The 21,493-nt window shown below is 37.5% G+C and carries 9 protein-coding genes, 2 tRNA genes and 2 pseudogenes; 7 read left to right on the plus strand and 6 right to left on the minus strand.

Annotated elements, in window-relative coordinates:
* Positions 1-177: 177 nt before the first annotated feature.
* Positions 178-251: transfer RNA gene (locus ACFILW_RS06055), tRNA-Gln, on the minus strand.
* Between the two features lie 261 nt (positions 252-512).
* Between ACFILW_RS06055 and ACFILW_RS06060 the strand changes: the two genes are divergently transcribed.
* The 3 genes and pseudogenes from ACFILW_RS06060 to ACFILW_RS06070 all read left to right on the plus strand — a co-directional run.
* On the plus strand, positions 513-902 hold the full coding sequence (locus ACFILW_RS06060) for a VOC family protein (protein ID WP_375685346.1): 390 nt from the start codon (positions 513-515) through the stop codon (positions 900-902).
* A 181-nt stretch (positions 903-1,083) separates the two neighbouring features.
* Positions 1,084-1,215, plus strand: coding sequence for a hypothetical protein (locus ACFILW_RS06065; protein WP_375612406.1), 132 nt, complete (start codon positions 1,084-1,086; stop codon positions 1,213-1,215).
* 1,393 nt (positions 1,216-2,608) lie between these two features.
* Positions 2,609-2,814: pseudogene (locus tag ACFILW_RS06070) on the plus strand (DNA adenine methylase); the annotation flags it as partial.
* A 141-nt stretch (positions 2,815-2,955) separates the two neighbouring features.
* On the opposite strand, the gene ACFILW_RS06075 reads toward ACFILW_RS06070, so the two are convergent.
* The 5 genes from ACFILW_RS06075 to ACFILW_RS06095 all read right to left on the minus strand — a co-directional run bounded on the left by ACFILW_RS06075 (position 2,956) and on the right by ACFILW_RS06095 (position 6,799).
* Positions 2,956-3,026 (minus strand) — tRNA-Gln (locus tag ACFILW_RS06075).
* Between the two features lie 64 nt (positions 3,027-3,090).
* A complete protein-coding gene (locus tag ACFILW_RS06080) occupies positions 3,091-3,849 on the minus strand; it encodes an ABC transporter ATP-binding protein (RefSeq protein ID WP_375646498.1) in 759 nt (252 codons plus the stop codon).
* Complete coding sequence (locus tag ACFILW_RS06085; RefSeq protein WP_375685347.1) at positions 3,846-4,796, minus strand: iron chelate uptake ABC transporter family permease subunit; 951 nt, start codon at positions 4,794-4,796, stop codon at positions 3,846-3,848. Before ACFILW_RS06085 ends, ACFILW_RS06080 begins: the two co-directional genes overlap by 4 nt.
* Complete coding sequence (locus tag ACFILW_RS06090) at positions 4,789-5,745, minus strand: ABC transporter permease (protein ID WP_375623944.1); 957 nt, start codon at positions 5,743-5,745, stop codon at positions 4,789-4,791. Before ACFILW_RS06090 ends, ACFILW_RS06085 begins: the two co-directional genes overlap by 8 nt.
* A 103-nt stretch (positions 5,746-5,848) precedes the next feature.
* Positions 5,849-6,799, minus strand: coding sequence for a siderophore ABC transporter substrate-binding protein (locus ACFILW_RS06095; RefSeq protein WP_375623942.1), 951 nt, complete (start codon positions 6,797-6,799; stop codon positions 5,849-5,851).
* Between the two features lie 198 nt (positions 6,800-6,997).
* Here ACFILW_RS06095 and ACFILW_RS06100 point away from each other — a divergent pair, with 198 nt between their 5' ends.
* The 4 genes and pseudogenes from ACFILW_RS06100 to ACFILW_RS06115 all read left to right on the plus strand — a co-directional run bounded on the left by ACFILW_RS06100 (position 6,998) and on the right by ACFILW_RS06115 (position 21,072).
* Positions 6,998-12,820 (plus strand): autotransporter outer membrane beta-barrel domain-containing protein, encoded by a 5,823-nt coding sequence (locus ACFILW_RS06100; protein ID WP_375685348.1) that lies wholly within the window; start codon positions 6,998-7,000, stop codon positions 12,818-12,820.
* A 500-nt stretch (positions 12,821-13,320) separates the two neighbouring features.
* Positions 13,321-13,548, plus strand: a pseudogene (locus ACFILW_RS06105) (Arm DNA-binding domain-containing protein); the annotation flags it as partial.
* 402 nt (positions 13,549-13,950) lie between these two features.
* Entirely contained in the window at positions 13,951-17,085 is a 3,135-nt protein-coding gene (locus ACFILW_RS06110) for an autotransporter outer membrane beta-barrel domain-containing protein (protein WP_375685349.1), read from the plus strand.
* A gap of 1,185 nt (positions 17,086-18,270) precedes the next feature.
* Positions 18,271-21,072, plus strand: a complete 2,802-nt coding sequence (locus ACFILW_RS06115; RefSeq protein ID WP_375685350.1) for an autotransporter outer membrane beta-barrel domain-containing protein — start codon at positions 18,271-18,273, stop codon at positions 21,070-21,072.
* Positions 21,073-21,493: the final 421 nt, after the last annotated feature.

Below are 21,493 nucleotides of genomic sequence, written 5' to 3' on the forward strand. Positions count from 1 at the left end.
AAAGAGGCTTTAAATGATCTTTGAAAGGTCTTTGAAGACCCTTTGAGAACCCCTTAAAAACTCTTTGAAAAAAAATAAATTGGTACAAAACCTAGTGGCAAATTATACAAAACCTGCTGGCAAGCTACATGCTGGCAAGCTACATATACAAAACCTGCTGGCAAGCTACAACTACACTGGCTGGGGAACTTGGATTCGAACCAAGATTGACGGAGTCAGAGTCCGCTGTTCTACCATTAAACTATTCCCCAATAAGCCAATTTTACCATTTCTAGCAGATTCTATAGTGTAGGCAAGTGCAAAAAATCTTTAGATTATCAATAATAAAGAGCGATAGGGATATCATTATAATCCCAGTAGGGGCGTCCTCGATATTTTAGCATATAGCAATAAGCGAGTAAAAACACATAAATAAAGCACACCGCGAATGGAAGCATCACAAACTCTTGTTGAAATACCCCTCTATATAGGTATAGCCTGTCAGGCAGTTGTTCCTAAATCATAGAGAATTAATGAGTAATATTTCCACTTATCCTGTTACCCCAAACCTACAGTTGGTATATGTCTCAAACATAGAGTATTCTACAGCTTTTTACAAACTCATCTTCAAGAAAGAACCTGTGTTTACCTCGCCACGCTATGTTGCATTTGCTTCTTCGGGGGATGCTCTCTTTGCTCTCTGGTCTGGGGGCGATACGCCTGAGGAAAATGTGCCTCGTTTTTCAGAAATCGGCATTATGTTGCCTACTGGAGAGGACGTAGATAAGCTCTATGCGGAATGGAAAGAGCAAACCACTGTTGAGATAAATGTTTTGAAGGAACCGTATACTGATGTATTTGGACGTACCTTTCTAATCAAAGATCCGGACGGACACATTATTCGTGTTTGTCCACTGGATTAAAAAGCCTGAGATCCGATCTTTAATCGTCTGAATTATAATATCTGAATTATAATAATTGTCTGTTTCCAAAACCTATAAGCTATGCACGCTAAGAGGCTTACTTACGACGCGTGGCTTATCCGTTCGGTGCTGTTCCACTATATTCAGCCCCACAACCTGCCTGTTTCCACAGGCGGTCTAATTGGCTTGGACATCAGTCGGCGTTATTGCATGGCCAGCGATCAGTACTTGTAAAATCATAGAAGCTATCCCTTATCGCCTTATGTGGAGTCTTTTGTTGGAATGGGAGGAATATTTTTTACAAGGAAATTGATATCTTTTGAAGTTAAAAAGACATTGTACATAAAAACTAATAATATCAATATATTAAGTGCAGTTATTTTATATGAATCCACTTAAGAATCCATACTTTTATGCATGTTTGAATTGATCATTTTTTATATAAGATTGCCATGGATGTATAGACCATAAAAAGCAAATCATGATGCAAATATTATAACGCATGGGTGCATTCAAATGAAAAGCGGTTATCATTCATAACAGGTCATAAATTTTATGATACGTCACACAGCACAAATCACATTGTTTTAAATTTCAGTCGTTTGGAATTATCGATAACATAAATTGCATACGTTTAAGAATGGGATGTGTTTTGCTCTTTATTTGAGTGCAATCTTAAAAGGAATAATCGTTTGAAACGATCATAAGCTTATAGATTGAGTTCATAAAGATTGCACAAAAGGATTTAAAGATAAGATCGTTTTTTAAAACGCTTACTAAAAAGTTAGTAAATGATAGGCAGGCATTATATAGATACTATCATCACAATATAGAATGAAAATCACAATTTTATGTCTTATGAAATTGAAAGCATTTCAATGATATAATGCAAGAAAGTGAGAAAAAACGTTTTAAAAGTTACAGTTTAAAAATACGAAACCAAATGAGTTCTCCCAAAATTTTGGGGGCACCTATTGAAAAAAAATGAGGCAGCAAAATTCAAAACCATTGTAACATCTAAGGTATGGGATTTTACTCAATTTTGAGTCAAAAGCTATAATGTTTAAAGATGGCTCTTCTAAAGATAACGCCTCCAAAATTGGATTGGTTGATTTTGCCAACTCAAATTTGAGCTGGTTAATTTGCAAAGAAGTTACATTTGAGTGCAAAATGAAAAAATGCTTATGAAAACCTTATTGAGAAGACATTCATTTAAGATGCATTTTCTTTTGATTGGATTGATAAAGTTAGCAAGCGTTTATAGGCTCTATAATGCTAATGAATGATATCAAAATCATAGCTGTCATTTACGTTTCTTTTGATAAGTTTTCATATCTTTAATAGAGCGCTTGCAATATGATACGTTTTGTATATATGTATTGATTACTCCATTGTGGATGGTTCATTTGAATCTTATAATCAATATCTGAAAGCCGTGTCATATCAATTGGCACGGCTTTCTTTTATGGATTCTCTCTTTAGAGATAGGTTTATATCTATTAAATAAGGCGTTCCTTGCCTGTCATTTATTTGTTTGTATCTGTAATCTTGATAATATTATTCGTTTTCATAAATCTCACATTTGGGGGGAAATAACACTTACTTTTACTGTTTAATTTTGCATTGCCATAGGGCTTTACCCCAGACCTTGGCATGATGGGAAACCTTGGCATTGCCATAAACAGAGCTAGATATACGTGTATTACTATGGAAAGGATTTGTTTAAGCGAGAGGATTACCAGACGATGTTTGCTTTGCTTGTGCAATTAAAGGGAAAGTCAATGATGTGCCTCAGATCCGAAAAATCTTTAGCCAATTTAAGATAAAAGGGGTTGGCACATAATCTTATACATGTGGTTCAAAGAATCCACCTCCAGCTCAAGAGCTTATCATCTCAAATTGCGATTTTTAGAGGAAAAGAAAAATATGCATTAAAGGGATTTTAAATGACCTTTGAAAGTTTTTGCAGATCCTTTGAAAAAAATAAATTGATGCAAAATCTGCTTTCAAATTATACAAAACCCGATGACAAGCTACAATCATAAAATACGGGCTGGGGAACTTGGATTAGAACCAAGATTGATGAAGTCAAAGTCCGCTGTTCTACCATTAAACTATTCCCCAATAAGCCAATTTTACTATCCCTAGCAGATTCTATAATGCATGTAAGCGCAAAAAATATTTATGATTATCGATAATAAAGAGCGATAGGGATGTCATTAATTGTTTTGATTTGAATATCGACATCGTAAATGTCTTTAAGAATTTCTGGTTGCATAATTTCTTTTGGAGTCCCACAATAGGCCGCTTTCCCATTTTTCAATGCAACAATCATATCTGAGTAAGATGAGGCAAAATTAATATCGTGCATAACAATAAGAATGGTTTTTTTCAGTTCATCGGCAGTGCGGCGTAGCTGCTTCATCATGGAAACGGCATGTTTCATATCCAGATTGTTTAATGGTTCATCTAACAGAAGATAATCGGTATCTTGACAGAGAACCATGGCTATAAAAGCGCGTTGACGCTGACCTCCAGAAAGCTCATCTAAAAAACGGTCTTTTAAATCTTGTAAGCCGAGATAGCGTAGCGCACTGTCGATAAATTGTTTATCTTCATGTGTATACCAGCCTTTTGAATAAGGATAGCGTCCGAAACTTACTAAATCGTACACGGTTAAACGAAAAGACAAAGGATTTTCTTGACGTAGAATTGAGAGTTTTTGAGCCAAAATATCGTGGGGCATTTTATCAATATCAAAGCCGTCGATATGAATTGTACCATTATGGTGTGGCAAAAGACGTCTTATCAGCATTAAAAGAGTTGATTTTCCGGAACCATTGGGTCCAATAAGAGAAATAATCCCCCCTTTTGGAAGATGAAGGCATAAATTATCGATAATCAATCGTGCTCCGTAAGCCTTGGAAAGATGATTGATTTCAATCATTTTAGTTTTCCCTTCATCAGTAACATTAAGAAAACAATTCCCCCACAAAACTCAATGATAAAACTTAAACGCCCTGCCATATGAAAAATTTGTTCTAAAATAAATTGTCCCCCCACCAAACAAATAATAGCCAATAATATTGCAATAGGGACAACAACACTGTGTTTTGCTTGAGGAGAAAGTTCATAGGAAAGGTTGGCAACTAACAGTCCAAAAAAGGTGACGGGGCCTACCAATGCAGTGGAAATGGATACGAGAATGGAAACAAAAATAAGGATAGCTGTTGCACTTTTGTGGTAATTAACGCCAAGATTAAGAGCATTTTCACGTCCTAAAGCCAAAATATCAAGAAGATGACGGGAATGCCATCCAATCAGACTCACAATGAAGACAATGATTGTGGCAAAGCTTATTAATGGTGTATTGAATTTATTAAAATTTGCAAACATAATATCCGTTAAATTCATCATTTGGTCTGGATTGAGTTGCAATTGCATAAACATCCGTAAACTGAAAAAAAAGCCGCCTAAAACAACACCGATTAAAAGCGTCAAATGAAGCCCTTTTAGGCTTCCTGAAAAGAGCCAGCGAAAAAGGCTTATTGAAAAAAGAATAAGAATGAGTGCTTCAAGAACGAGCTGTCCTTCTTCATTCAAAAAGGGCAAAGAAAGAGAGCCTACAAAATACATTAGGGCAGTCTTTATTAAAATATAAAGCTGATCAAATCCCATAATTGAAGGGGTAAGAAGACGGTTATTAACGATTGTTTGAAATAAAACCGTAGAGACGCTTATTGCATAGGCAATAAGAAGTAGAGAGGAAAGTTTTGTAAGACGAAATTTCCATGTATAAATATTGATATTCCACGTCATGTAAAGACTAATGACAATGCATGCTATGATGATAAGTGTTGTTAGTACACATATTGTTTTTCTTCTTTTATCCAAGACGCTTTCTCCAGCGTAAAAGCAGTATCATAAAAATAAAACTACCGATTACACCCATTATGGTGCTGATGGGAATTTCAAGAGAGGGATGAATGATTCGTCCTAAAAGATCACAAATCAAGACCAATCCTGCACCGCTGATGGCCACCCAAGGAGCGGTATAGCGCATATTATCTCCCATGAAACTTGAAACAATATTTGGAATAATCAATCCAACAAAAGGAATACGGCCAATGGTACAGACAACAACAGCAGTGATTGAGGCGACAATAAAAAGACCAAAAAACATGACAACACGATAATTCAATCCAAGGTTATTGGTTAAATCTTCTCCCAAACTTGCAACCGTAAAGCGATCAGCAGTACAATAGGCCAGAATACAAAGGGGAAGGGATAACCATAAGAGTTCATATTTTCCTTCAAGAACCATCGCAAAACTGCCAAATAAGTAAGCTTGAAGAGAAGGAAGTAACATTTCATAATCTGCAATGGCATTGGTTAAAGAGCCAATAATATAGCTTAGCATAATCCCTGTAAGGGGGACAATGAGAGCAGATTTTAGAGGAATGCGTCGCAATAAAAACATAAAAAGTAAAGTGCCTGCCATGGCAAAAATTGTCGCAACGACCATTTTTCCTAAAACAGGGATATCGGGTAAAAAAATCATAATAAAAAGAATGCCAAGGGAAGCAGATTCAATGGTTCCCGTGGTTGATGGCTCGACAAAGCGATTGCGTGTCAATAGTTGCATAATCATACCTGAAAGTGCAAGTGCTGCGCCTACTAAAAGGATTGCAATGGTACGAGGAAGACGCGTTTGCCAAAAAATAAGCCACGCATGGGGATCGGCTGCGAAAAGGTTAGAAGGTGTGACATCAGAATAACCAACAAAAATGCTGAGGATAGACAGGAAAATTAGAAGTGTTATGGTTATCCAGTAATTCTTCACGTTAAATCATTTTCTAACAAAATCTACAAAAAGCAAAGACTGCTTAATAAACAACCTCTGCTTTTAAATTTTATTTATATAGCAAGCAAGCTCTTTCGTGCGCTTATTTGCTCTTTGTAAAGGCTTCATTGATCTGCTGTGCGGTTTCAATGAGTGCCGTTAAACCACCATTTGCACGATACCAGCTCCAAGAGTCCAAATAAATAATTTGGTTTTGTTTGCTCGCTGTTGTGCGGTGAACAAGCTCATTGTTAAGCAATTGTGCTGCGGATTGTCCTTCCCGTCCAATGGCTGCATCGCGATCAATCACTAACAACCAATCAGGATTGGTTTCAAGAATGAATTCAGGAGAAATGAGTTGTCCATGTTTTTGCACGGTAAGTTTATCGGTTGCAGGGGCAATTCCAAAAGCGGAGTGAAAAATATCGAAACGTGATTTTGGTCCGAAAGCACTGATTTTTCCACCAGAGGTCATGAGTATAAGCCCAGTGCCTTTTCCTTGGGTATTTTTACGGACTTCAGCAAAAGCTTCATTGATTTTTGCAATTTCCTTTTCTGCTTCTTGTGTTTTACCAAAAATTTTTCCAAGGATAGACACATTTCGTTTAATATCTTCAAGAGAATTTTCGTTTTCTACGGTTAGATCAATTGTTGGAGCTATTTTGGATAAATCTTTATATTTTGCTTGAGTTCTGGAGGAAATAATAATCAAATCGGGTTGAAGAGTGGCAATTTTTTCATAATCTGGTTCAAAAACGGTACCGATTCTTTCATATTTTTCATCATTAAATTGTTGCAGATAGGAAGGTTTTTTTCCTTCAGGAAGGCCGATAACGGCTTTGATACCAAGGCGATTCATATTATCTAGCGAAGCAAGATCAAACACAACAACCTTTTGCGGAGAAGCGGGAACAGAAGTCGTGCCTGAAACATGATTAATCGTTACATTTGTCTGGGTACTCGTATTTGCAATACTCGTATGAGTCCATAAAACCGTTGCAAAGCTGATTGCAACCAGTAAAACAGAAGTCATCCATTTCATATATTTTATCATCGTGATTTTATCCTTTTATCTAATATTACAAAGGTTTGCGCACTTAAAAACTTAACTTTGGTATTTTTATGCACAAAATGAAGCGCAAATAAATAACACTATGTTGTAAAGTTGACTTACATATGTTACAAATCGTTCACTTACCTCATTTTCACTTAATTCTAGTGTTTTTGCAACATTATTTAGAAAGTTTGACATATGATCAATGTATTTAAAAAGCGTACACGTTTGTACGCACTGACAACAAGTGCGTTCTTCCTTTTACAAGGTGTTGGTGTTTCTATGGCGGTGAGTGGTGTTGGGGGCACTATTGATTCTTCTCTAACTCCAGTGGGATCACCTCAATCTAGTTGTGATTCTAATTATGATAGCAATACTGATGCAGGAAGTGCTGGTGCACAAGATTCCTCTATTAAACGTTCCCCTATTCATTGTGATAATAAAACATTTACGATGCAAGGAGGTCAGATTACTATAACAACATCTGGTGATAATGGTGTGTCTGCAACAGGGAGTAAAGCGCGTGTTAAAATCCATAATGCATCTATACAGGGTTTAGAAAATGAACAGGAGTATGATGATGAGGATAAGGAAGAAGGCGTTGGAGATGCTGTATATGCAGTAGATGGTGCGAGTGTTGAATTGGTTAACTCTCGTATTCACTCTTTTATAACTGGGCTTGAGGCAGACAGGGGGGCAGTGATTAATATGAAAGATGGCGACATTACTGAAGCTAGTATAGGTGTTTGGGCTGATAATAACTCATCTGTTTTTTTGGGTGATACGGATGTTGCTGTAAATACAACAGCTCTATACGGTATGGCTGGGGCTGGGGTAACAATGAAATCTAAAACGCTTACTTTTCCAAGAGGCTATGCAGGGGTTGTGTCTGAAAGTGCAGCATCTGTTAAACTGGATAGTGTTGAGGTTACAATTAAAGAGGCAGAAGAAGCTGACGACGAAGACGATGAGGGGTATGTTACTAGTGTTTTTACGTCACATGATGGTTTTGTTGCTTTTAATCATGGAAAACTTAGTGTCCTTAATGTTGTTGGCTTTTGGATTGGCGATTCTCCTATGGTTGAGGCTAATGAAAGTTTAAGTAAAAAGATTTCCAATGAATATCTTCTTCAAAATGTTTTGAATATCCCTATTGATAGTAGTGGGTATGACTTATACACCATGGAAGAAATTGCTGAAACACGGAATGCACATAGTGAAGTTTATGGAGCTCATGATGCTTATGATGAAGCTACAAATAAATTTATAACCACTATGGGGCATATTGTAGGTCATGAGAATGTGGGGACTTTTAGGGTAGTCGCTGGTATTAAATCTTCAACTATTGAAGTAAAAGGTAGTGATGGGGTTGGAATAGATTTTGAAAAAGGTGATACTAAAGTAGTTGCTGATCAAAGCAGTGATGCTAAAGACAGGGGGCGTGTGGTTGTTTTGGATAATGCTTCTTTCAAAGTTCCAGAGGGTGTGGCCATTGAAGATCGTGGTTTGAAAGGCTCTGTTTTTTTAACAGGGAAATCAGAAATTTCTGGTGATCTGTTGTTGAAAGCTACATCTTCTGCTCATCTTTCAGTTTTTGCACATGACTCGGTAATTGCAGGTGACGTTTCTATTAAAGATCAAGCTCATGCGAAGTTTTTCTTATCTAAAGATTCTGAGTGGCGTTTAACAAAAAGTAAAAAGAGTGAAAGAAAGGATGGGTGCGTAGATGTATGTATTTCATCTCTTGATCTCAAAAATAGTACTCTTAAATTTATCTCTTCGGCAAATGATAGTGGAAATTATCGTACTCTTCGTATCGGAGATGGAGAGGGGGTGGTTTACAATGCCGATAACGCTTGGATTCATTTTAATGTGCGTCTGGGGGAAAAATACGCTAGCGGTAACAGCAGCCAGGTATCTGATAGGCTTTTAATTCATGGTAATGTTTCTGGAAAAACTATATTGCATATCAATGCTGTTCCAGGAAATACCGTTTCAGAAAATACTGGTTCAGAAAGTGTTGGAGATAAAGGTGCGCCCTCCAGTGTTTCACTCATTCAGGTTTATGGAAAAGCACAAGAAGATTCTTTTCAGTTAAATGGTGAATATGTTACGTTAGATGGTTACCCTTACCAATATACTCTTCATGTTTATGGTCCAAATGCGTCTAAGACGGTAAAATATTTTGATACTCAATTACAGAATCAATTACAGAGAGAGAATTCGGAGTTTTGGGATTTCCGTTTAGAAAATGCAGATTTTGTTGCGTCTTATCTTTATGGTTATCCGTATAGGTCTATCGTTATGTATAGTTCACCTCCTCAACGTGAAGAAACTCGTGTAATCACGGTCAAAGATGGTGAGGATGATGCTTCATTTAATTCTGTCGTTGAGGCTGCGGGTGAGGAGTCTGAGGAAACTGAAAGTGTAAATGCCGCTTTACCCGTTGGACGTATTTTGCAGGTTACACCCGAGTCTTCTACTGAGACTTTATCTTCTGTTAAATCTACCGTTGGGTCTAGTAATTCTAATAATTCTAACCTGGAGTCGGAACTGCCTTCTATTCCTAGTACTCCTACTGTATCTGAGGGGGACGCATCTACTGATCAGGAGGGGGTGGAGGGAACATCCGAAGCTGTAACGTCTGTTCCTTCTCCTACTACGTCTCCTGTTGCTTCTACTGTATCTGAGAGGAGGGAATCTACTGATCAGGCGAGTGCTAGAACATCTGAAGTAGTATCCACTCCTTCTCCTACTACGTCTCCTGTTGCTTCTACTGTATCTGAGGGGGGCGCATCTACTAATCCGAGGGGGACTGGGGAATCTCAGCATAGCGTATATACTGTTTCATCCAATTCATCTCTTTCATCTAGAGGTAGAAGTTCGTTAAATTTAATGCCTTCAGGAGCTGATTCAGTTGCGAGATCTGATCGAGGTAGGATTTCTGTGATATCGACAGATGGGATTTCTGTATCATCTGTCCACACTATATCGAATAAGATTCCATCTATAAAATCAGCAGCTTCTATAAAGCCTTCTTCTGAGGTTTCTGTAACACCTGTTGCATCTTCTAGTCTAAATTCAACTGCTTCCATAAAGCCTTCTTCTGAGATTTCTGTAAAATCTGTTGTATCTTCTAGTCTAAATTCAACTGCTTCCATAAAGCCTTCTTCTGAGATTTCTGTAACACCTGTTGCATCTTCTAGTGGAGCTGTTGGACGTGTTCTTTTGCTTAATAATTCTGGTAAGGAAACGGTTTCTTCTACATGTGATGCCACACAGGATAATGGTAAGAAGGGGGCGCAAACTCCTTATTCGTGTAGTGATGGTAAATCACATACAGTGACAAATCTTACACTGAAAGCAAAGAATAAAACTCAACATTCTATGCATGCACAGAATGAAAATACAGTTATTAAGTTAGAGAATGCTACAATTATGGGGGGGAATGATAACGAAAGCAATGTTGATCTTACTAAATTACAGGCTGTGAGTGCTGTTCTTGCAGAAGACAATGCAAAAGTTGTTTTGGAAAAAAACTCAACAATTACATCTTCTGTAATTGGGCTTGAAGCTCAAAATGGTGGAAAGGTTATGATGACTGGTGGATCAGTTAATGCGCATTATGTAGGCGCTTTGGCGGGTTCTGGATCATCTGTTAATTTAAAGGATACGAGAATTAACGTGACGGGGGATTTGGCTGTGGCTGGTTTGGTAAGTCAGGCTGGTAAGGTGTCTATGGACTCTGGGGCTATTACTTTGGAAAAGGGAGTGGCTGTGAGGTCAGAAGCTGGGGGAAGCGTTGAGTTAGACAAAGTTAATATTACTGCGAAAAAAGGACAAGGTAAGTTAGATTCTGCAGATAATTTTGGGCGTGCAGCTTTGCTGTTGAGTGATAATGCTTCTGTTGATTTTAAGAATGGGAGTATTGTGACTGATGCTCATGCTTTGTGGATTATGAAGTCTGATGATAAAGTGGTTGAGACCGGCTCTTCTAGGAGAAGGAGATCTTCTGAGGTTCGTCCTACTATGAATCATGCAAATATCGAGTCTTCAACTGTTAGGGTGGAAGGTGACGGAGTCTATGGCATATATTTTGATGGACTAATACAGAAAGAAGCGAGTCAACAAAATCGAAGTAAGGATTTAGAAACTGAGAAAGCAATTGTTGCTAAGCGGAGCGCTGTATCCAAACAGGAGAAAACACCTATAGGCATAACAGGGACAGTTTCGTTGAAGAAAACTGGTTTTGAAGTTGCAAATGGTATAGCGATCTATGGTAATAATTCTGGTGGTCATGTTTCATTAGAAAATAAGACAACTCTTGCTGGTGACTTGTTATTAAGAGCCGAGAATGGTTCGAATATATCGGTATCGGTTGATAGTTCTATTGCTAAAGGTGATGTTCGCGTTGATAAAAGTTCTTATGCAAAATTAGACTTGGCTAATAGTTCACAGTGGATTCTAAAAAGAAGTACGCAGAAGAATTTAGGTACTTCAGATTTAGGATGTGTGGATTCATGCATTTCTTCTGTAAGTCTTGTAAATAGTGCTATTAATTTTGCACCTTCGGAATCTGAAGGAAAATATCAGACTCTCCATATTGGAAATGGGAAAGGAACAGTTTATGCGGCACAGGGTGATGCTGTAATTCATCTCAATGCACGTTTAAATCCTCGTGATCCGAGTGATCAGCAAGTTACTGATCGGCTTGTCATTCATGGTGATGTTTCTGGAAAAACAAAAATACATGTACGAGGTGATGCGGGCAATGTAGGAGATGGTAAAGCGAATGCCAAGATTGCTCATAGTGTTTCAATTATTCAGGTCTATGGTCAAGCGAAGAAAGATTCTTTCCAACTCGATGGCAATTATGTTGCGCTGAGAAACTCACCTTACAAATATACTCTTCGTGCTTATGCTCCAGAAGCGACTTCGAAGCAGGAGCATGTGCAACAGAAATTTGTTAAGGATGGTGGAGAATTTTGGAATTTCCGTCTAGAAAATCAGTATGTTAAGTCTGTTGGATCTGCTGCCCTTCCTGAACAATTTGTAAGGTCTGTTGTTCCACAGGTTCCAACTTATCTCAGCTTGCCTAATAGCGTATTCCATGCTGGTTTGATGGATATTAGCAATCAAAATAAGCAGTTGGAGACGTTGCGGATGACTTCTACAGGAATGGTAGAGGTTCGTGAAAATCCTGCTTTATATTTACGCGGCTATGGTGGAAGTTACCGTTATGCTTCAGATCTTTCTGCTCTTGAATATGGTTATGACGGCGATCTTAGTTATAATGGTGTAGAGGCAGGTGTTCTGCTGCAAACTATTGAAAATACCGACAGTGCTATATCCTTTGGCGTTATGGGAACTTATGGAAAACTTTCTCTGCAGCCTTTGAATGTTGAGCAAAGTCAGAAGAGTGCATTTGATAAATGGACTGCTACGGTATATGGTAGCATGCAGCATAATGTTGGCTTCTATGTCGACGGTCTTTTATCCTATGGTCTGTTCAAAGGTGATGTTCTCACCCTTGCACGGGGTAAAACAGCAACATTAAAAGGTAATCCTTTGAGTGTTTCTTTAGCTGGTGGTCAGACAATTATGACAGGATATAAGGGGGTTGTCTTTGATCCGCAGGTTCAGGTTGTGTATCAACATCTCCAGTTTAATAAAGCCCGTGATATTGACAATTTTGATATTGAAATGGGTAACCTTAATCAGTGGGTAGCACGTGTTGGTGGACGCTTAACTAAGATTCCTACAGGTTCTGAAGGCGTGAATGCTATTGCTTTCTATGGTAAGCTTTATCTTGCTCATGGTTTTGAAGGAAAACAGTCTGTGCATTTCAATGATGCTTTCAAGTTAGGGGCTTTTGGTTCTTCTCTAGAGGCTGGATTAGGTTTTAATGCCAAATTGTTGCCACAGTTTTCTCTGCATGCTGATATTCTCTATCAACATAAGCTTAATAAGGCTGGTTTTTCGGGAACAAGTTTTTCCGGAGGAGTACGGTATCAGTTTTAATATAAGGTACACTATGTACCTTATTAGAAAAGGCAGCACAATGTGCTGCCTTTTTTCTTTATAACAACTTGTGTTGTTCTTAAAAGCTTCTCATCTTCTTGATGTGAACCAAAAAACATAGTTTATTTTACGTATGAGAGCGTTTTTCTATACTAAAGTGAATTTTCTTAAAATTTTTGCTGTTGATGGTGCAATCGAGAGACTTACTTTTATGGGCTTTTAAAGAGTGCAGGGGGGATGCCATGCGTTACATTGTTTTTTAGGTAATATATTGATTTATATATATAATCTAATTATTTTGCATGTTGAATGAGAGTCTTGAATATCGTAAGATTTTCTCATTTCAAATCTCTCTATGTTGAATCAATCAAAACCATTCGTTTGCACGTTACAAGCGAAATTAATATGTGGATATAAATTGTACAAAAAAAGACTAAAAGTGCCTATAATGCATTGTTTCAAAAGTTAAGGGTTTGTCGTAACACCCACGAGCTGGCAAAGTGTGTGATGGTGTTGGGTTGCTTCTTCATAAGCATAAAGATGGGGCGACTTAATGGTTTTATTGTTATACCCTTCACGGGCTGCGCCGTGAAATGGGATTGGGAGCGTTGAGAGATATCTCTTTAAAACAAGCGCGTGAATATGCAAAGCAATGGTGTTCTGTTTTGCGTGAGGGATGTGACTTCATTAAAGAACGTGATAAACAAAAGCGTGAGGCAATAAACAATACTTCATTAAGGTACCATATTGATGCTTTCTAAAGCTCATTTTTGAGAGTTTGTTTTTCACGGATTTAAATTATTTTTTCATTCATCTCCTTGTGGATTAATTTTTTAAGTTCACAAGTTTTGATTGTGTTTTTAATTAATTGCACGCACTGGTTTTATTTTTTCTTTACAGGAAATACAGAATGCATTATACACTCATAAGGTGTGTTTTGTAACTATTCTCTTATAGGTGGTTTTGGCGTAGAGCTTTTGCCAAATTTATTGGGATAATTCATTGCACAGTTCAGATGAGCATGAGGCATATTCTTTTTGTTACACTTTTCGTGTTTTGAGGTGTGCAATGGGGTGTTTTGCAGGTGCTTTTATTTTTAATGAGAGGGGAAGGAAAGTTTCGAGGGAACTATGATTAAAGTTTTTAGAAATCATGTATGTTTATGTGCTTGTACAACTGCTATCCTCTCTTTTCTCCAAAGTGGAAGAGAAGTTTATGCGGCTGCAGAGGGGAACGGTATAGCTTATACTATAAGTGTTATTCCGCTCAACAGTATTAGTGTTACTTCTGGTCCTCATCTTAATGGAAGTAATGCGTATAAGCCTCCCCTTAGTGGAGAGAGTGGGCAGAATAATCATTATATTCGTGTGAACCATGTTGGCAATAACGATGAGGGTATTCGTGGGGGAAGTGATTATCATGAGTTGAGTGGAATGGAGGGATCGAATAATGGTCATATAGATAACTCTGTTAAAGATGCAGACTTTGATGAAAGAGGTATAAAGCGTGGGTTTTATTACTATAATGGGTTGTATTATATATGCGATAATTGCGGGACAGATCTTAAAATTGATAATAAATCTTATAGGATTACAAATAAGAACGTTTCCAACTATCCTGAAGATCCTACTGCTATAACGGTAAAACGGATAGGGACCAGAGTTTATGGAGAGAATGTAACTGTTAGCAGTGAAGTTTCTGATAAATCTTTTTTGCGTGGTGTGGCTGTATCAGATGACGGAAAGATTGTTTTGAAAAAAACGACGCTTCAAAATACAAAGTTAGCTCTTTTCGCTAATAATGGAATAATTGAGGTAAAGGAGGGGATTATAGGGGAGAGTGATAGGGCTGTTGAAGCCGTGGAGAATTCATTGGTTATTTTAGAGAATACAAAAGTTAATACGCGTGATGGGAAGGCAAGCCTTTCCAGTTATAGTGGGGCAGATATCTGGATGGAAGGTGGGGAGCTCCGCTTTACCAACAGTCACGGCGTTTCTGCGGTATTAGGGGGAAAGGTCATTCTCGATGGTGTTACTGTTGCTGGAAAGGGATACAAAGATAAAAATCACACGGTTTTTTTAATGGATGAAAGTGGTTTTGTTGAGTTTAAAGGGGGAACTATTAATGTTGAGGATGCTCATGGTATATTATTAGAAAATCCAGTCAAGCCTTTTAGTGTTGTATCAGAACTATCTGAAACAGAAGCTGAAATCGAAGATAGAGATGCAGCTGAAGATTTATCGAATAGCTTTTATGTGACTGAGATTAATCTTAAGTCTTCTTTTGTTACCGTAAAGGGTAAGGGATCTTATGGTATCTACTTGCGGGGCGAGAAGCCATGGAGTGAAGGGAGAGATAAAAAAGAGGAGATTTCATTCGAGGAAGAAAAATCTCCACCACGATTAGAAGTTGTTAATTTGGATAGAACAGAGTTTTCTGTTTTAGACGATGCGGCTATTTATGGTAGAAACATTATTTCTGGTGTGGTGGGGTTGGTGCACAGCACTCTTCACTCAGGGAATTTTTTATTAAAAGCTGAGGAAGGTGCTTCTATAACAGTTTTGGCGGATGCTTCTACTCTTGAGGGTCGCACACACGTTGATAAAAATTCTAATGCTGAGCTTTATTTGGGAGGCCGTTCTCAATGGATTTTACAACAACCGTTGCAAAAAGATCAAAATGAGGCTGCGCATAATTCTTCTATTTCACTCGTGAGTCTTATGGGTGAGAGCTCTATTAATTTTAAAAGACATGAATCTTCTTCTGTTGATGATTATCAAACCCTTCGTATTGGAAAGGGAAAGGGTGAAGTTTATAAAGCACAGGGCGGTGCCTCTATTTCTCTTAATACATACCTGAATAAGGGCGGTGCTCTTGTTAATCAAAAGACTGATCGTGTTTTAATTCATGGTGATGTTTCAGGAAAAACAATGCTCCGTGTGCATGGTGTTGCAGGAAGTCCAGGAGGATATACGGGAAAGGGGGGGAATGCTGAAGGTATTTCAATTATTCAGGTTTCTGGAGAAGCAAAGCAAGATTCTTTTCAGTTGGAAGGTGGTTATGTAGCGTTAAACGCATTACCTTATCAGTATAAGCTTTATAGTTATGGTCCAGAATCTGAGTTTGGAAAAGCAAGTATGGATCAGAGATTAGTTGAAGGGAACGGAGATTTTTGGGATTTCCGTCTTGAAAGTAGATCTATAGATTCTGATGTTAAACCTAAACCAGATCCTGCTCCTAAGCCAATTCCGGGACCAGAACCTTCTCCGGAGCCTCATCCTCGTCCTAAGCCGGGCGTTAAGGCTGTTGTTCCGCAGGTTCCGACTTATCTCCTTTTGCCTAATGCCTTACGTCATATTGGTTTGATGAATGTTAACAATCAAAATAAGCGGTTAGAAGCTTTGCGAATTACTTCTGGGGGCTTATTAGAAAGTCGTGAAAAGCCTCTCTTTTTTGTGAGCGGTTATGGCGGCAATCATCGTTATACTTCAAATCTTTCCGCGCTTGAATATGGTTATGGCGGCGAGTTTGATTATAATGCACTAGAGGCAGGTGTTTTGCTAAAAGCAATCGAAAATACGTATGGTTCCACTTCTTTTGGAATTATCGGGGCTTACGAGAGATTTTCTTTGCAACCTTTGAATGTTGAACAGAGTCAAAAAAGTACATTTGATAAATGGTCAGTTACGGCATACGGTGGTATGCAGCATGATGCGGGTTTTTACGTTGATGGTCTTGTGTCTTATGGGTTTTTTAAGGGTGATGTTCTAACAACTGCACGTGGCAAGACGGCAACATTAAAGGGAAATCCTTTAAGTGCTTCATTGACTGCTGGTAAAACATTTATGGTAGGAGAGGACGGTTTTGTTTTTGATCCTCAAGTTCAGGTTGTTTATCAATATCTTCAATTTAATAAGGTGCGTGATGTGGACGGCTTTGATATTGATTTAGGAAAGCTTCATCAATGGATAGGGCGTATTGGGGGGCGTTTAACAAAGAGGCTGGTCGCTACTGATGAGGCTCAAGTTATTTCTTTCTATGGCAAACTTCATCTTGCTCATGGTTTTGAAGGAAAACAATTTGTGCATTTTAAAGATGCTTTCCAGCTAGGTGCTTTTGGTTCTTCATTAGAAACAGGATTAGGTTTTAATGCACAATTGTCTCAAAAATTTGCGCTTTACGGCGATTTGGTTTATCAGCACAAGCTAACGAAAGCTGGTTTTTCTGGAACGAGTTTTTCAGGTGGATTGCGTTATCATTTCTAGTGTTGTTCCTGTTTTTGATTAATCTTTGAAAAAGCTACAAGTTATGCTTGTGGCTTTTTCTCGTTCTTTATTCGTTTCATTTTTACAAGAGAGTGATTTTGTATATCTTTAATACGCTTTCTGATTGGACTTCTTTTGTTCTTCTTGAGAAATTTAATGAGTTTGTACGTTATTGTTTCAAAACGCGTATTTCAGAGTGATAATTATATTATTTATAACACACTTATTTATAAAGATAATTTTAATTTAGGGTGCTGAAATATTTTTAAGGCTTTTATGATGAATCCATAAAAAGCATTCATTTGCATATATCACAAGGTGGATGAGTAAGCGGATAAAAATTTGTTTAAGAAAAGATTTATAGACTTTTGTGAAGTGTGTTAAGAGGAGAGGATTTACAATATGAAAAGTTGGAAAAAAGAATACTTCTCTATTTTACGTAAACGCAATGAGCGTTATATCCGATGAACTTTATATTATATCCGCTGTTGTTGCAAAATGGGGGGAAAGAAAAGAGATATCTGAGAAAATTGGTGAATGAGAAACATAATGACGTATTGTTTTTTGAAAGTGTGTTTTCTTTAAATGCATAAATAAAAAGATGAAATCATGTGTCATCTTCACTTTTTAAAATATGGCTCTGAATGTTTTTGAATATTGTAAAGTTGAATTAAAAAGAGAAGATAAAATTGGAACTGTTTGATTTTTACACTTTCCTCCTCTTTCTAAATTAGGCTGTATTTCTATGAAAATTGCCTAAAAAGGCGTATGTGAACTCTTGTTTCTCAATTTTGGCATATGTTTTGTCTGCTTACAGAGTGCACATTGTTTCAATATAATATCTATCGTAAGGATGTTGATTATACCCGTTCTGGGGGTGATTAGACAGCAGTTAAAGTAGGTGTTTTAATGCATATCAACTGATTAAGGCTGCTTTTGAATAACAACTTTAAAGGTGATTGTTCTGTCGTTGTTCAGTTATATTTTTGCAAATTCTTTGTAAAAGCGACAGATTTAGATTGTATTTTCGAGTAATTTTTTAATTCCATATTTACATAAAACACAAAAAATATTAATAATCTCCATGTATTATAACCTAAACGTGTTAAATATTTTTCTCTTAGTAAAGTTTTTAATACGTTGTGTATATTTCTTGGCAAGAAGAGGGGGGATTATGGTGGAATTATGGTCAGTTTATTTAAAAATCGCTTCTCCTTATGTACTTTTACAACAGCACTTCTTTTTTTTACACACAATGTTGATGTTTTTGCACACAATGCTGCATCTCAAGTTTCCTCTGGAAAAAAGCAGTCTTCGTGTGATCAGAATGCAGAATTTTATCAGTGTGATGATGGTGGAGAGCATGAAATTAATAATAAAGTTTATTCGCTAATGGATAAAAATGTTAATGGTGTTCATGGAGCCATAGAGGCGTCTAAAAGTGGTACATTTATTAGTGGCAAGAAAATAACTATTAAGGGTATTGGGGATGAAAAGAATAATTCGGAAAAGAACTTTTGGAAATATGGACTAAAGGTATCAGAAAAGGCGGACGTCGTTTTGAGCGATTCCACGTTGAGTGGGGTTTTAGTGGGGGTGGAAGCTCAAGGTGGATTCATCGTAATGTCTGGTGGATCAATTGATGCAATCAAAGTAGGGGCTGTTGCTGGAGGAAAACCTCAAAGTAGAGTTGATTTAACGAATACGAAAATTAGCCTAGGGAGAGTTGGGGTTAAAGCAGGAGAAAAAGGATATCTTATTTTAAAGGGCGTCTCTATTAGCGGAAAAGGTCGTACTGGCAAGGATGGTCAAGGGCTGGATGCAGATCGTCAGGCTGCTTTTCATATATCTAAAGATGGTTATGTTGAGTTTATGAAAGGGGCTGTTGATGTTACTGATGCTCATGGGCTTTTATTGCAGGGAAATAAAGGTTCTCAGATTGATATTGGAGATTCCAATATCACAGTGAAAGGTAATGCATTTTATGGTATGCACTTTGAGGATGAGGTAGCATCAGATGGTTCGTTAGAGGGAAAATCATCACGTGTTGATTTAAAAAAGACGCATTTTATCGTTCCAGATAGTATAGCTGTTTATAGCAGTCAATCTAGGAAATCTGCCCTATATTTAAAGGAAACAAAGATTTTTGGAGATTTATTGCTGAAGGCTGATCATGGCTCTTCTATAAAGGTTTTTGCTGATGCTTCTGCACTTGTCGGTCAAACTCAGGTTGATAACAGTTCTGAAGTCGACCTTATCTTGAGAAATAATTCACAGTGGGCTTTATTGCAACCAAAACATAAAAAATTACAAAATCCTCATTATAGAGATGTTTCATTTATTTCATCGATCAATCTTTCTAATAGTTCTATTACTTTTGAAAAACCGAAATCCAGCACTGCTCATACCTATCAGACGCTTTATATTGGAAAAGGAACAGGTGTTGTTTATCAGGCTTTTGGTGACGCTTGGATTCATTTGAATGCACGTTTAAATCCTAATGATACAAGTGATCATCAAGTAACGGATAGGCTTCTCATTCATGGTGACGTTAAGGGAAGAACGATAGTACATATACAAGGGGTTGCAGAAGGCTTAGAAGAAAAAAACGAAAAAGCGCATAGTGTTTCAATTATTCAAGTTTATGGAGAGGCATTGCCTGACTCTTTTCAATTGAATGGACAGTATGTTGCCTTAGAGGGGGCGCCTTATAAATATGTTCTTCGTTCTTATGGTCCAAGTGCTACAGCAGGGGATGAGCATGTTAAACAAAAATTTGCTTTGAACGGAGGGGCATTTTGGAATTTTCGTTTAGAAAATGAATATGTTCAAAAATCTGCTGATGATAACGACATTCTTACGGTTTCTGAACGTACCCCCCCTGCACGTGCTTCTTTTTCGGATATTGTTCCAGCGTCTTCTGCTGATGTTGTTCCGGCATCTTCTGGTGATGATGTTTCGTCGTCTTTTACGGATAGTCTTTCTAAAATTGAAAATATTTCCTTATCTGGACGAGGTGTAAGATCTGTTGTTCCTCAGGTACCAACTTATCTGCTTTTGCCAAATAGTTTGTTCCACGCTGGTTTAAAGGATATCAGCAATCAAAACAAGCAGTTGGAGACATTGCGAACTCATCCTAGTGGAATGTTGGAAATTCGTGAAAATCCTGCTTCATTTTTGCGTGGCTATGGTGGAAGTTATCGTTATGTCTCAGATTTATCTGCGCTTGAATATGGTTATGGGGGAGATCTAGGGTACTATGCACTAGAGACAGGTGTTTTGCTACAAAAAATTGAAGATGTTGACAGTGCTATATCCTTTGGGGTTATGGGGTCTTATGGAAAGCTTTCTCTACAGCCTCGAGATGTTGCACAAAGCCAAAAAAGTACATTTGATAAATGGACTGCTACAGTTTATGGCAGTATGCAGCATGATGTAGGATTCTATGTTGATGGTCTTTTATCCTATGGTCTGTTTAAGGGAGATGTTCTGACAACTGCGCGGGGTAAGACTGCAACATTGAAGGGTAACCCTTTAAGTGCTTCTTTGATGAGTGGTCAGAAAATTGCCACAGGATATGAAGGTGTTGTTTTTGATCCACAGGTTCAGGTTGTTTATCAACATCTTCAATTTAATGAGGCTCGTGATATTGATAATTTTAATATTGAGATGGATAAACTTGATCAATGGATGGTGCGTATAGGTGGTCGTTTGATGAAGACTCTTACTGCATCTGAAAAAGATCGTGATGTTTCTTTCTATGGAAAGATTCATTTTTCCCATGATTTTGGCAAAGAAAGAGCTGTGCGCTTTAAAGATTCTTTCCAGTTAGGGGCTTTTGGTTCTTCTCTAGAGGCTGGATTAGGTCTTAATGCTCGCTTGTCTCAAAAATTTGTGCTTCATGGTGATTTGGTTTATCAGCATAAGTTGAGCAAAGGTGGTTTTTCTGGAATCAGTTTTTCTGGTGGATTGCGCTATCGTTTTTAGGATGATCATCTGGGGGTAAGGTGTTTAAAGAGCCACAAGCATAGCTTGTGGCTCTTTATATTTTTTTGCAACTTTTTAAATAAGTTTTTTAAAAAGATGTTTTTTGCATGAGAAAGTTTGTTTCTTTTTAGAAACGAGATAAGGCTTTCTGGTTTGCAGTTTTTGCTTCTTATGCTGTTTTTCTTCCTTTCGTGTATTTTTATTAAATTCTCTTGAAATCACCGCTTTGAGATAGAATTTTTATTGCTACCTATATTTTTGCGCGTTTTTATAAATAATACAATTTTAAATTGTGATATTTTTGGATTCTGGCTTTACATAAAGCATCGGGTCGATATATAAAATACAAAACGTATTTTATATTATCACGTGTAATCAAAGTTATTAAACAGAACGCGTTTTTTTTTGTTTTTAGGGAAGG

This window comes from Bartonella sp. TT110JLCBS (assembly GCF_042193405.1).
Taxonomy (GTDB): Bacteria; Pseudomonadota; Alphaproteobacteria; order Rhizobiales; family Rhizobiaceae; genus Bartonella.